Source organism: Acinetobacter sp. SwsAc6, from assembly GCF_013391565.1.
GTDB lineage: Bacteria > Pseudomonadota > Gammaproteobacteria > Pseudomonadales > Moraxellaceae > Acinetobacter > Acinetobacter cumulans.
On record NZ_JACAXE010000021.1, the window covers coordinates 21462 to 35101 of the forward strand.

The window sequence follows — 13640 nt, forward strand, 5'->3', positions numbered from 1 at the left end:
GAACGTATGAAAAGCATAGAACAAAATTGCTCTCCCCCTTCATAAAATATACAATTATTGGTAAATTTTACCCTGATGTTTCAGCCAACCATCCACATGGCGACCATTTGGATCATGATGCGTCCAATGAATTACACCACCTTGCGCCAAATATTCGTACTCACCATAAAATTCCACAGTATCTCCTTTTTGCAAATGATCAATTCGCGGTGAAAGATCAATATTATGTGCAACCAATACTGTCTGCCCATTATTCAACTTTAAAATAAATTTTTGATGGCGCGATCCTTCGTTATCATCTTTTAACACAGCTTTAACTGTACCGACAGATTGCACCTGTACATTACTTTTCTGTTGAGCAAAGGCTTGCTGAATTTTTGCAAGGTCATCCTGCGATACAGTATCTGTATTTTTTTGATGATCAAATGTTTTAGGCGTTTCTTCTGGCTGAACTTTGGGCTCATTTGCCTGTTCAGCTACAGATACCTGCTGCGATCCAGATTGCTCTGATTTAGACCCTACATCTAAACCCAAATATGCTGCAATCAGTAAAACGATGACCGAGCCAATTCCAAGATGTGTTTTATTCGCCATTTTTAATCTATTTCTTCCTCTATTTGCTCATTATCTTAAAGCAGTTCATCACATTCTAAATGCACAATTTTGCTGCAAACTTACAAAACTTAAAATGATGTTCATATAAAAGTGCAAACATAAAAAAAGCCCCCAGTGGGGACTTTTTTAACACTTAATTTTTAGCGAAATCGCAAAAAATTATTGTGCAGCAGCAGCTTGAGCAGCAGCAACTTCGTCAGCAAAGCTCATTTCTGCTTTTTTCTCAATACCTTCACCAACTTCGAAACGTACGAAGTTTGCTACAGTAGTTGAAGTCGCTTTAAGAATTTCAGCAACTTTCTTGTCGTTGTCAATTACGTACATTTGGTTAACAAGTACAACTTCGTTAAGGTACTTTTGAACTGAACCAGTAACCATTTTTTCAACGATGTTCGCTGGTTTACCAGATTCAAGTGCTTTAGCTTCAGCGATTTCTTTCTCTTTAGCGATAAGATCAGCAGAAACGTCAGCTTCAGTTACAGCAACTGGGTTGAACGCAGCAACGTGCATTGCCAAACCTTTACCAGTAGCTTCGTCACCTGTGTAAGATACAACAACACCGATTTTTAAACCGTGTTTGTAAACAGCAAGGTTTTCGCCTTCAACGATAGTTGCGCGACGAACTTGGATGTTTTCACCGATTTTTTGAACAAGAGCAATACGAGCTTCTTCAACTGTAGCGCCATCTTCAAGTTTTAATTCAGCAATTTGAGCAGCATCAGTTACGTTTGCAGCAAGCGCAGCAGCAGCAACTTTAGCAGAGAAGCCAGCAAAGTTTTCGTCTTTAGCAACGAAGTCAGTTTGGCAGTTAACTTCTAAAAGAAGCGCTTTGTTACCTTCTTGAGCGATAGTGATCGCACCGTCAGCAGCAATGTTACCAGCTTTTTTAGCTGCTTTTGCTTGACCAGATTTACGAAGGTTGTCAATCGCTAATTCGATGTCACCGCCCGCTTCTGTTAATGCTTTTTTACATTCCATCATCGCAAGACCAGTACGGTCGCGCAATTCTTTAACCATGCTTGCTGTAACTGCAGTCATGTTATTCTCCTAAATACGGTAGAAAATGAATTCTTTTTAGAACAGAAACGGCCCAGAGGTATCTCATGGGCCGCCTGCATACATAACGCTTACTTTGCCACCATCACATGTCGCAAAAATGACAAGCTCACGTCAAACGCATTAAGCCTCAGAAGCAGGAGCTTCTTCGCCTTTAGCTTGTGCATTTGCTTGTGATTGAGCATATTCTTTACCAGCAAGAATCGCGTCAGCCATAGCAGAAGCATAAAGAGTAACTGCACGGATCGCATCGTCGTTACCAGGAATAACGTAGTCTACGTTGTCTGGGTTAGAGTTTGTATCAACGATACCGATTACAGGAATACCAAGGTTTTTAGCTTCTTTAATTGCAATAGCTTCGTGATCAACGTCGATTACGAATAATGCGTCAGGTAAACCACCCATGTTTTTAACGCCGCCAAGACCGCGTTCAAGTTTTTCCATCTCACGAGTACGTTCTAAAGCTTCACGTTTAGTAAGCTTAGCGAAAGTGCCATCTTGAGATTGAGTTTGAAGGTCTTTTAGACGGTTGATTGACTGGCGAAGAGTTTTCCAGTTAGTCAACATACCACCCAACCAGCGGTGATCAACGTATGGTTGACCTGCGCGTTGAGCTTGTTCACGGATGATTGCAGAAGCTGCACGTTTTGTACCAACGAACAAAACTTTGTTCTTTTTGCTAGCCAAGTTGTTAGCAAAGTTCAAAGCATCATTTAACGCAGGAACAGTGTGCTCAAGGTTGATGATGTGAATTTTGTTGCGCGCGCCGAAGATGTATTCGCGCATTTTTGGATTCCAAAAACGTGTTTGGTGACCGAAGTGAGCGCCAGCTTGAAGAAGGTCGCGCATGCTTACGTTGTAATCTGCCATTTTCTTTACCTTAAAGTTTGGGTTAGGCCTCCATATACCCGCATTCTCCACCTAAAAAGGCACCCAGAGATATGTGTCGATATATGTGCGGATTTTAATGCCCCATCGCACAAAGCTCGTGAAAGATATTCACGAAAAAGCATTTGATAAAATGGGCGGCTATTTATACCATAGTCACATACAAATTTCCAAAAGTTTTTAGAGATCATGAACAGTACTTACGAAGCTCCCCGCCGTTTAATTAAAACTCCAGACGAAATTGAAAAAATGCGTGTGGCTGGTCGGCTGGCTGCAGAAGTTTTGGATATGATCAAACCGCATATTGTTCCAGGTGTGACTACCCTCGAACTTGATACGATTTGTCATGACTATATTGTCAACAAACAAGATGCAATTCCAGCATGTTTAGGTTACGGTGCAGCGCCTGGTCGCCCAGCGTTTCAGCATGTAATTTGCACATCTGTTAACCACGTGGTATGCCACGGGATTCCATCTGAATCTAAAACATTGAAAAAAGGCGACATCCTCAATATTGATGTGACTGTAATTAAAGATGGTTATCATGGTGACACCAACATGATGTATATCGTCGGTGGTGAAACATCTATTTTGGCCAACCGTTTATGTAAAGTAGCTCAAGAAGCAATGTACCGTGGTATGGAAACTGTTAAACCTGGTTCTACCATTGGTGACATTGGCCATGCGATTCAAAAATATGTTGAATCTGAACGTTTTGGCGTAGTACGTGAATATTGTGGTCACGGTATCGGCACAGTGTTCCATGATGAGCCACAAGTATTACATTATGGCCAAGCAGATTCAGGCATGATTTTAGAAGAAGGCATGACTTTTACCATTGAACCTATGGTAAATGGTGGTGACTGGAAAACTAAACTTCTTGGTGACAAATGGACTGTGGTAACTAAAGACCACAGTTTATCTGCTCAATACGAACATACGATTTTAGTGACTAAAACGGGTATTGAAGTATTAACTGCACGTCCAGAAGAAGATTTATCACGCTTCCAAAACTAAGTGTGAGATAAACATAAAAAGGCCGCCCTGTTGCGGTCTTTTTTATTGCGCATGTGAAATGGTATATCACTCTATTTTTCTCAAAAAATTTAGATTTAATCTGTAGTTCTCTTTTATCCATATTCATATTAATGGCTAAAAATTCAAAATAAGTTGAAGTCTCCACTTCATTTTTATGCTTTTTCAAAATTTATGTAGACTTTTTTATGATTAAGCCAATTCACACTCCCCTTTATGCACCATTTTAGGCTAAGATAATGTGCTTTTTAATTTTTAATCCCTATAAGAAGGAATACTGCCGTGGACGTACGTCTCTCTGATCGTGTAAATGCCATCAAACCGTCCCCAACTCTTGCTGTAACGAATAAAGCAGCTGAATTGAAAGCTGCGGGTAAAAACGTTATTGGTTTGGGCGCTGGCGAACCTGATTTCGACACACCACAACACATCAAAGATGCAGCAATTGCAGCAATTAACAACGGCTTTACAAAATATACAGCTGTTGACGGTACTCCAGGCCTTAAAAAAGCAATTATCGCAAAATTAAAACGTGATAATAATCTTGACTATGCAGCAAACCAAATCTTGGTTTCTTGTGGTGGTAAACAGTCATTCTTCAACTTAGCACTTGCTTTGTTAAACAAGGGCGATGAAGTGATCATCCCTGCACCATTCTGGGTAAGCTACCCTGACATGGTCATCATCGCTGAAGGCGTGCCTGTAATTGTAAAATGTGGTGAAGAACAACGCTTCAAAATCACACCTGCTCAATTAGAAGCAGCAATTACTGACAAAACTCGTTTAGTTGTTTTAAACAGCCCATCAAACCCAACAGGTATGATCTACACTAAAGCCGAATTAGAAGCTTTGGCTGAAGTTCTTCGTAAATACCCAGAAGTTTATATCGCTTCTGACGATATGTACGAACCAATCCGTTGGGACGACGAATTCTATAACATCGCAACTGTAGCGCCTGACCTTTATGACCGTGTAATCGTTCTTAACGGTGTATCTAAAGCTTATGCAATGACTGGCTGGCGTATCGGCTACGCAGCGGGCCCTGCTAAACTGATTGGTGCGATGAAAAAAATCCAATCTCAATCAACTTCAAACCCAACTTCAATTTCACAAGTTGCTGCAGAAGCTGCATTGAATGGTCCTCAAGACGTTCTTGAGCCAATGATTGAAGCATTCAAACGCCGTCACGACTTAGTTGTGAAAGGTTTGAACGACATCAATGGTATCACTTGCCTTCCTGCTGACGGTGCATTCTATGCATACGCAAACATCCGTCCTTTAATTCGTGCAAAAGGTTTAAAATCTTGCACAGAATTCTCTGCATGGTTGTTGGAAGAAACTGGTGTTGCAGTAGTTCCTGGCGATGCATTTGGTCTAGGTGGTTACATGCGTATTTCTTATGCAACTGCAGACGAAGTACTTGTAGATGCGCTTGCACGTATTAAGAAAGCTGCTGATTCAATCGAAGGCGTAGATGCTGCGATTGCTTCAATTGCTGCTGAAAAATAATTTGATTTAAATATCAAATTTGAAAAACCCGCGAATTTCGCGGGTTTTTTTATACCTACTCATAAGTCATGAGATAAATCAAAGCACTCCATCTTCCCACACAACCAATTAAATGAAATTCACGATTCAAGCTAGATCAGTAAGCTCATTTGGCCTTTTTTCCAAAAAAATTAACTCAAATACAAAACCTAAAAACTTAAAATTGACTTTTGCATTCAAATATTGAATTTGCATTCTTTTTATATATTCAGCTATGTTATTCAAACCAGTTCCTTTTTAGAACCCACAACCAACCACAAAATTAATTTATCTCGAGAAATAGCAATGAATATAAAAGAAATGACTGGACTTGAAATTTTAAAGGCAATGATGCAAGGCCAAATTCCACCAGCAAGCATTAGTGAAATCATTCCTATGCAACCGCAAAAGATTGAACAAGGTCATGTAGAGTTTGTTGTACAAGCTGATCAGCGCCATTTAAACCCACTTGGTGGGGTACATGGTGGCTTTGCCGCAACGGTATTAGATACGGTCACAGGATGCGTCGTACACTCAGCATTAGGTGCTGGTATCGGCTATGGCACGATTGATCTCAATGTCAAAATGTGTCGCCCAATCCCTAAAAACCAAGAGCTACTAGCAATAGGTAATTTAATTAATATCAGTAAAAATTTAGCCATTTCGGAAGGGAAAATTATTGATGCTGAAGGAAAGATATATGCACATGCCACTGCAACATGCATGATTATTCATCCTTAAAAAGTTTTCTGCTCGCATGGTCATGCGAGCATTTAATTTTTAACTTTAAATAGCGGACTGCAATGCACGAATTAATTGATGCTGCGTCAAATCAATTCGATTGCTACCTTTCTGAAAGCAATAATATTTGAGTGTGCTATCTAGCTCAACACTTAACACTTTCTGTTCAGACACAGACCAGACTTTTGATCGGTTTGAACCAGAGAGTGCACTACCCGCCAACTGAAATAAAAACAGATCATGATCACGCTGCAAGGGAATGCGACGGCCGTCATCCTTATGTTCAAAGCGCAAATGACAAGAGGCATTAATTAACCACTTTTCACTAAACCATAATTGCAATAAATCACCCAACTGCAAGTCACGATGACCCAAAGGCCAAACGTTAACATACGCACCTTCTACAGGTGTTTGATATTGAGTTTGATCAGCAATAATCGACAAGTAGTTGTCTTGATAGAATTTGAAATTTGAGAAGATTTGAGAAATGCTAAGCGTATTCATTCGCTTTCTCCTATTTAGCCATTTTAGTGCTGGCAAGTTGGGTTTAAATCCACACTGTCTAAGCTTTCGCCTAAACGCTCTGTTGTTAAATTCAGACTATCAACTGAATTTTATTTTTGCAAGCCCACATTTAACATTTCAGTAAAATTAAATTCTTTTGCGCAAATAAACAACATCCAAATCAAATATCAACGAAAGATCGCAATTTCTTCTTGACCCTCCCTCAAATGTCCTTATAATCGCACTCAGATTCTCCCATAGCTCAGTCGGTAGAGCGACGGACTGTTAATCCGCAGGTCCCTGGTTCGAGCCCAGGTGGGAGAGCCAAATACTTAAAAAACCCGTTCATTGCGAAACGGGTTTTTTATTAACTATTATTTTTACTTTTCTTTCTTTTCATTCCTTTTAATCATCTTTACTCACGATTAACTTGCACTCTAGCTCAAAAAATCCAACATCCTTACAACACAATGCTAAACAAGCAACAAACCAAACAGAGTGTTTCTCAACATCTCAACTCAACAGATTTAACACCCACCCAACACCCAGCCTTAAAAATAAAGTTCTTTCAAAAAGTAAAAAATGATTTATGAGAAAAGTCTAATACTGCTTAAATTTAGCACCAATTTTTAAAAAACATTTTAGCAAGATTATGCAATATCGTATTTAACAAGCATTTTTTTGATTAAATAAAATTTACGACTTGTCAGCAAAATACCAATATTGATAAATAGTTAAGAAAAACAAAAAAAACCGCATAAATGCGGTTTTTTTGGTTGCATTGACTGCAACATAAAGCAATCGCATGGGCGTAAAGTCCCACTTATATTGCTCTATATAGAGAAAATAACCATATTTTTAATCTTTGTCAAAGTTTCAATATAAACCCACAACCCTTTTAAACCATAAAACCAACGACAAAAATTATAACAACAGTCTAAAACTTCTCTCAACTCAAGTTAGATATCACATGCCCTATTGATTCAAAAAAATGCCGACTTCAAGTCAGCATTTTCATGATCATGTTATTCAACAACGTTAAATGCCAATGTGTATTTATAACGTTTTAACTGATCCCCTTTTGCAGTAAACGGTTGCTGATAATCTACAGTCAAAAGATACTGGCCTTGATCTTTAATCACAAAATTTAAGTGACCTTTATCATCAGATTGCAGGGTTTGATAAACACGATCTGTACGTTCAAAAGCATAACTTTGTGCCAACACCGATGCTTTTACATCTTTCACACCTTGAGCAGAGTCAACAACTTGCAACTGAATTGGCTGATTTACTTTCAACGTATTTGGATGACTTATAAAACGCACATCAAAACCTTCATGCACATGCTTTACAGAAACATCTGACATAGTACGACGTGAAATAAAAGTTTCTATAATTTCCTGTGTTTCTACAGTTTTAACTTTGCTATTTTTTTTCAAATCAGATTAATACACCACATTTGCTTTAAGCGGCTTAGCTTCATCACGTTTTGCTTGAATAAGCGCTTTCCACTGCCCGTCAACCAAAGCAAAGCGAGATGCAGAACCTTGTTTTACGCCACGCATACGGTAAGTACCTTCTTTTTTATTTTCCAAACTAAAACTACTTAATGTTTGAGTTTTTGCCCAAGCATCATCTGCAATTTCAATTTTTTCACCGGAAGGCGTGTGATAGTGGAATTTGAAATTCTTAATCGCGATCTCAGACACAAAAGGATTGTCATAAAAGCCTGAAACCACTGCGCTATAATTATTAAAAGTCTGATAATTTAAAGGTGCAATATAAGGATAGTGCGCAAAACCTGCTGTACTCAACAAGCCCAATGACAAGAACATCCAAGGTTTTAAAAAAGAATGCATAAAAATTTGAATCATCGATTAATAATGCCGACATTTTAAAAACCAAAAACCCAATTGTAAATGATTATCAATTATATTTATTTATTGGTATAAAAAATCCCCCATTTATGGAGGATTTTTTTAACTTAAGCAGCCTGAACTGGCACACCACTATGAAAACGAAATAATTCATCAGGTGAACTAATCAGATTCTTTTCTACTTCACGAATATGATCAATCCGCTCCTGAATATCTTCTTTCGGGTTTTTCAGTTTAGACGTCGTAGCTACATCCATTGCAAGCGACAGATAGTCCTCATAATGGCGTGATTCAGACTTAAGTAAATAACGGTAGTAACGACCTAACTCTTCATCTACACGCGGTGCAAGCGCATAAAAACGCTCACATGAGCGTGCTTCTACAAAAGCACCAATCACCAAAATATCAATTAAGGCTTCTGGCTCATAAGTACGTACTTCTTTTCGCAAACCACCCGCATAACGACCAGCACTAATTGCCGTCCACTCTTGACCGCGCTTTGCCATCAACTCAAGCACTTGTTCATAATGAAGCATTTCTTCACGCACCAATTGCGCCAGTTTAATCTGTAAATCTGAGAAAAAACTGTAACGGAACATCAAGTTCATGGCCGTGCTGGCAGCTTTCTTTTCACAATTGGCATGATCCTGCATCAGGATATCCAAATTATCTACTGCCATATCCAACCATGCAGTTGGCGTTTCACAGCCCAAGAAGCCAATGACTGGCTTCATGAGTTCATCATAATTAATATTCGACATTATCTTTACTATTTAATTAACGAGCGGCTTTAATCACAGCTTTCATCTGTTGCACAGCTTGTGCCAAACCAACAAATACAGCATCTGCAATGATTGAGTGACCAATGTTTAATTCGTGAATCTGTGGGATTTTCGCAATTGGCGTCACATTGTCAAGGTTTAAACCATGCCCAGCATTTACAATTAAGCCCTGAGATGCTGCATATTCAGCACCTTTCACAATACGCTCTAATTCATGTTGCTGTGCTTCTGCTGTTTCGGCGTCCGCATAAGCACCCGTGTGCAATTCAATGGTCGGCGCACCACATGCAACAGCCGCATCAATTTGCGCAAAATCAGCATCAATAAATAATGACACTTCACATCCGATTGCTGCTAATTCTTGTGTCGCTTTTTTAACATCTTCAAAATGCCCCACCACATCTAAACCACCTTCTGTGGTAACTTCTTGGCGTTTTTCAGGCACAAAACAAACATGATGAGGTTGGATCTCTTTTGCAAAGGCCACCATTTCATCTGTAACTGCCATTTCCAAATTCATGTGTGTTTTTAATACAGGACGCATACGACGCACATCATCATCTTGAATATGACGACGGTCTTCACGCAAATGCAAGGTAATACCTTCTGCACCTGCTTGTTCGCAAATCAGCGCCGCATTTACAGGATCTGGGTAAGTGGTGCCACGTGCTTGTCTTAAAGTCGCGACATGGTCAATATTTACACCAAGTAATGCAGCCATAATATTTTCCTAAATTACGCTTTCGTTTGAGAATTCTGTATCCAAAGCTGGCGACTTTTTAAAGGTCTGTCACCCAACAAAGAGCTAATCATTTGCCGATAGAGCTTAGAGAGTAATTGTAACTGTTCTGAATTAAAATCCATACCCTTTTCATAATTACACATAGACAAGATCTGCTGTCCACTTAAGCTCGCTCGACTGGCTTGCACAATCGGCATAAAGCCTGCATTCAGTTGAAACTGATAATACTGTAGGGGATTAATATCGGCCTGTGATGCATCAACAGAAAAGTCTAATGGATAACCCAATTCTTCAATCAATTCATGTTCAAATTTTCTTAAAATTTGCCTTAAAAATTCATTTGGATTGATCTGCTGGGCCATCGTTTGCAAACTACTTAGGGTTTCTGCATATTGTAAAAATGTTTGAGGCATTTCTACTTCTAATGGGCATAGTCGCAACAAAATTTCATTTAAATAAAAGCCAGAAAAGAAGGCATCACCAAAAAAGAAAATCGGCTGATTGACAATTTCTAATTTTGTAAAATTTTTTAGATCAGATTTACCTGATGCTTGCAGTGAGATTGGCTGATATTGAGGAGGTGGCGTTTGCCTAAGAATACCATCGACACGGCCGTGTTCTTGTGTAAATAAATGCACAATATGACTACGTTCACGGTATTTTCTATGATGGATGAGATAACCATGCAAAACTTCATTACGCATGATTCAGGCAATTATTCCTTGCTCTGTTTATCTTGTTCTTTACTGCTATCTTCTTCTTCGCCATCTGGAATGATAGCTCCAACTACAGCTGCAGTGCCTTTCACTACACCTTTCGTCGTTTTATACGCAACTTTAACAGGAACAGTCACAATTTTAGTAATACAGCCTTGTAGTAAAAAAACACTCGCTACAATTAATACAACTTTTATCATGACCATTCCTTTTAAAGTTTAAACTTTAGATATCGCTATATCCTAAGCTTTTTAATGCACGTTCATCATCAGACCAACCGCCTTTCACTTTAACCCACAGTGTTAGCATGATCTTTTGTTCGAACATTTTTTCCATGTCCACACGTGCATCCATACCAATTTTTTTCAGCTTCGCGCCTTTTTCACCAATCACAATGGCTTTTTGACCTGAGCGATCCACAAAAATAGTTGCATCAATATAAGTACATGCCGCCTTCGGACGACCTGTTTTTGGATTGATGGTTGCTTCTTCTGTTTTAAATGATTCAATTTGAACCGTTAAATCATACGGAAGTTCTTCACCCAATTGACGCATAATCTTTTCACGAATCACTTCAGATGCAAGGAAGCGCTCTGAACGATCTGTAATTTGATCCATTGAATACAGTGGTGGCTGGAATGGCAAATACTTTTCAATTGTGTCACGCAGGTGATCTAAGTTTGCACCACGTAATGCTGATACAGGAACAATTTCCGCAAAATTCATCAGTTTTGCACGTTCTTGAATCAATGGTAATGCGTGGTTCTTGTTTTCTAGCGTATCAATTTTATTGATCACAAGCAGCACAGGCATATCTGCATTTTTAAGTTTTTCCAAAACTAAATCATCGTTTTGAGTCCACTTATCTGCGTCAATCACGAATAACACAAGGTTAACGTCACGCAGTGCCGAATGCGCCGCACGGTTCATCATTTTATTGATAGCGCGAACTTCTTTTTTATGCATCCCCGGTGTATCCACAAATACAGCCTGTGATTTTTCTCGCGTATCAATACCAACAATTTTATGTCGTGTAGTTTGTGGCTTACGTGAAGTAATAGACAATTTTTGACCCAAAATATGGTTCATTAATGTCGACTTACCTACGTTTGGACGACCAACAATCGCCACAAAACCACTTTTGAAGTCTGACGGAATTTCAGTACCTTGGGCACTAAAAAACTGACTAATTAAATCGTTACTGTCGCTTTGCGACTCGTGATCAGCATCAACGTGATCGGAATGAGTAGTCATTAAGACTTTTGCTCCAAAATTTTTAAAATATCAGCCGCCACTGCTTGTTCAGCAAAACGACGACTGGATCCTTCACCATATTGCACAGCAATACCCTCAACAATACATTCAACTTTGAAATGCTGATTTGGAGCATCACCTTGAATATCTATCACATCGTAAACCGGGAGAGGCTTTTTACGTGCTTGTAAATATTCTTGCAATCGCGATTTTGGATCCTTCAATTGATCTGTTGGTTCAATGTGGTCTAAATAAGGTACATACCATTTCAGCACGATTGGCTCTAAAACCTTCAGGTCTTGGCAATCCACATAGATTGCACCAATAATCGCTTCTACCGTATCTGCCAGTATAGACTCACGATGATGACCGCCAGATTTCAACTCACCCGTACTTAAAATTAAGTTTTGGCTGAGTTTTAAATCGTTAGCAATTTTACCAAGTGCTTCCTGACGTACAAGCGTTGCACGCATACGCGTTAAACGCCCTTCATTTTCATCAGGATAAGCGTGGTATAGATAATTGGCAATTATCATACCCAACAATGAATCGCCTAGATATTCTAAGCGTTCATAGTTGTATTTGTGGCTCACCGATCGGTGGGTCAACGCCAGTTTCAGCAATTCAGGCTGTTTAAACTGATAACCGATTCGACTCGCTAAACGGGCCTCATTTAGCTTGGACTGAGCTTTGATCAAAACGTTTCTCGAACTTTAACACAATATCTATATTCAATAAGAATGGCTTTCTTATTTCATAATTTTTTTCAACAAGTAGACCATTTTCATTGCTGACTTTTGCAACATCAGCAAACTTCTTATCCACCATATTCATCTGAAAACGCTTATCCATCTCCTTATCAAATGCCGCCGGAGATAGATTTTTAGGACCACTTGCTATTTGTTGCTCAATTTGATCATTGATCAAACGATCATCAACGTATGGCCCCCAAACTGCAACCAGTGCTTTAGCAATAAATGCTAAACCAATAACTGCAAATAGAATTGCAATGTATGACGCCCCTTTTTGATGTCGCATTTTTATTTTCCTAAAGACATATTAATCGATCGCACCATTTCGACCAAATGATGGGATTTTAAAGCCAGGCTCTTTATGCATCCATTTGTAGAATGCACGACCTGTTAAGTTCTCTTCTGGTACAAAGCCCCAAAAACGACTGTCAGCACTTTGATCACGATTATCCCCCATCGCAAAGTAATGACCTTCTGGCACTTTCACTTCCCAATATAAACCATTTTCATTGGCATACTTACCATTGTCAACATAGTTGATAAACGGTGCTTGACGCGCAACATTCACCCCTTCAAGTTCACGCATCGTAAATGTATGCGTACCTAAAGTTTCTTTATGATAAATAGACGTTGGTGTATCTAAACTATCTTTTTCTCGACTAAATTCAGTCGGAACTTTTGGAACCTTTTGACCATTAATAATCAACTGCCCATGATCATATACAATATGATCCCCTGGCAAACCCACAATACGCTTAATATAACTAATTGTTGGTTGTGGTGGATAACGGAAGACCACGACATCGCCACGCTCTGGCTCGCCTACGTTAATAATTTTCTTATTCACGATTGGTAAGCGTACACCGTATTCAAACTTATTCACCAAAATAAAATCACCTGTTTCTAAGGTTGGTACCATAGAATCCGAAGGAATATTAAATGGCTCATATAAAAATGAACGCAGAATAAGTACAACGGCTAATACAGGCCAAAAATCATAAGCCCATGTAATGATGACATTTTCATTACCCTTGCCCTTGGTTTGTCTTTGTTTCCAAACCAGTTTATCCAACAGCCACACTAAAAAGAAAATTAATGTAACTGGTACAAGGATTAAATTAAAATCAAAATCCATGAGCTAAATGACCTCT

At 39.0% G+C, this 13640-nt stretch carries 17 protein-coding genes and 1 tRNA gene; 4 read left to right on the forward strand and 14 right to left on the reverse strand.

The genetic code is table 11. The features are described from left to right. Nucleotides 1-54 precede the first annotated feature (54 nt). The 3 genes from HYG93_RS13280 to rpsB all read right to left on the reverse strand — a co-directional run bounded on the left by HYG93_RS13280 (nt 55) and on the right by rpsB (nt 2541). On the reverse strand, nt 55-594 hold the full coding sequence (locus HYG93_RS13280) for a DUF3465 domain-containing protein (RefSeq protein ID WP_178962550.1): 540 nt from the start codon (nt 592-594) through the stop codon (nt 55-57). 180 nt (nt 595-774) lie between these two features. Then, entirely contained in the window at nt 775-1653 is an 879-nt protein-coding gene (tsf, locus tag HYG93_RS13285) for a translation elongation factor Ts (RefSeq protein WP_106985887.1), read from the reverse strand. Nucleotides 1654-1794: 141 nt separating this feature from the next. After that, nucleotides 1795-2541 (reverse strand): 30S ribosomal protein S2, encoded by a 747-nt coding sequence (rpsB, locus tag HYG93_RS13290; protein WP_106985888.1) that lies wholly within the window; start codon nt 2539-2541, stop codon nt 1795-1797. Nucleotides 2542-2748: 207 nt separating this feature from the next. On the opposite strand from rpsB, the gene map reads away from it, so the two are divergent. The 3 genes from map to HYG93_RS13305 all read left to right on the forward strand — a co-directional run bounded on the left by map (nt 2749) and on the right by HYG93_RS13305 (nt 5862). Next, a complete protein-coding gene (gene map / locus HYG93_RS13295; protein WP_106985889.1) occupies nt 2749-3576 on the forward strand; it encodes a type I methionyl aminopeptidase in 828 nt (275 codons plus the stop codon). 300 nt (nt 3577-3876) lie between these two features. Next, a complete protein-coding gene (locus HYG93_RS13300) occupies nt 3877-5103 on the forward strand; it encodes a pyridoxal phosphate-dependent aminotransferase (protein ID WP_117007527.1) in 1227 nt (408 codons plus the stop codon). A gap of 324 nt (nt 5104-5427) precedes the next feature. Then, nucleotides 5428-5862 carry a PaaI family thioesterase gene (locus HYG93_RS13305; RefSeq protein WP_117007526.1) on the forward strand — a complete coding sequence of 145 codons (435 nt, stop codon included), beginning with the start codon at nt 5428-5430 and terminating at the stop codon, nt 5860-5862. 45 nt (nt 5863-5907) lie between these two features. On the opposite strand, the gene HYG93_RS13310 is transcribed toward HYG93_RS13305, so the two are convergent. After that, nucleotides 5908-6366 (reverse strand): hypothetical protein, encoded by a 459-nt coding sequence (locus HYG93_RS13310; protein ID WP_106985892.1) that lies wholly within the window; start codon nt 6364-6366, stop codon nt 5908-5910. 251 nt (nt 6367-6617) lie between these two features. Here HYG93_RS13310 and HYG93_RS13315 point away from each other — a divergent pair. After that, a tRNA-Asn gene (locus tag HYG93_RS13315) sits at nt 6618-6693 on the forward strand. 698 nt (nt 6694-7391) lie between these two features. Here HYG93_RS13315 and HYG93_RS19470 read toward each other — a convergent pair. The 10 genes from HYG93_RS19470 to lepB all read right to left on the reverse strand — a co-directional run bounded on the left by HYG93_RS19470 (nt 7392) and on the right by lepB (nt 13624). Then, nucleotides 7392-7805 (reverse strand): DUF4198 domain-containing protein, encoded by a 414-nt coding sequence (locus HYG93_RS19470; protein ID WP_227865874.1) that lies wholly within the window; start codon nt 7803-7805, stop codon nt 7392-7394. Nucleotides 7806-7811: 6 nt separating this feature from the next. Beyond that, entirely contained in the window at nt 7812-8225 is a 414-nt protein-coding gene (locus HYG93_RS19475; RefSeq protein ID WP_256733477.1) for a hypothetical protein, read from the reverse strand. 125 nt (nt 8226-8350) lie between these two features. Continuing rightward, nucleotides 8351-9004 carry a tRNA-(ms[2]io[6]A)-hydroxylase gene (locus HYG93_RS13325; protein ID WP_106985893.1) on the reverse strand — a complete coding sequence of 218 codons (654 nt, stop codon included), beginning with the start codon at nt 9002-9004 and terminating at the stop codon, nt 8351-8353. A 16-nt stretch (nt 9005-9020) separates the two neighbouring features. Continuing rightward, a complete protein-coding gene (gene pdxJ / locus HYG93_RS13330) occupies nt 9021-9746 on the reverse strand; it encodes a pyridoxine 5'-phosphate synthase (protein WP_106985894.1) in 726 nt (241 codons plus the stop codon). Between the two features lie 14 nt (nt 9747-9760). Beyond that, nucleotides 9761-10474: a DNA repair protein RecO gene (gene recO / locus HYG93_RS13335; protein WP_171406276.1), complete on the reverse strand. Its 714-nt coding sequence runs from the start codon at nt 10472-10474 to the stop codon at nt 9761-9763. A gap of 8 nt (nt 10475-10482) precedes the next feature. Continuing rightward, nucleotides 10483-10683, reverse strand: coding sequence for an NF038104 family lipoprotein (locus HYG93_RS13340; RefSeq protein WP_178962551.1), 201 nt, complete (start codon nt 10681-10683; stop codon nt 10483-10485). 25 nt (nt 10684-10708) lie between these two features. Continuing rightward, entirely contained in the window at nt 10709-11737 is a 1029-nt protein-coding gene (gene era / locus HYG93_RS13345; RefSeq protein ID WP_178962552.1) for a GTPase Era, read from the reverse strand. Next, nucleotides 11737-12435: a ribonuclease III gene (gene rnc, locus HYG93_RS13350; RefSeq protein ID WP_106985897.1), complete on the reverse strand. Its 699-nt coding sequence runs from the start codon at nt 12433-12435 to the stop codon at nt 11737-11739. Before rnc ends, era begins: the two co-directional genes overlap by 1 nt. Next, the gene (locus HYG93_RS13355) at nt 12407-12775 is read right to left on the reverse strand and encodes a DUF4845 domain-containing protein (protein WP_106985898.1); all 369 of its coding nucleotides are present in this window, start codon (nt 12773-12775) and stop codon (nt 12407-12409) included. Before HYG93_RS13355 ends, rnc begins: the two co-directional genes overlap by 29 nt. A gap of 21 nt (nt 12776-12796) precedes the next feature. Further along, nucleotides 12797-13624 carry a signal peptidase I gene (gene lepB / locus HYG93_RS13360; RefSeq protein WP_106985899.1) on the reverse strand — a complete coding sequence of 276 codons (828 nt, stop codon included), beginning with the start codon at nt 13622-13624 and terminating at the stop codon, nt 12797-12799. Nucleotides 13625-13640 lie beyond the last annotated feature (16 nt).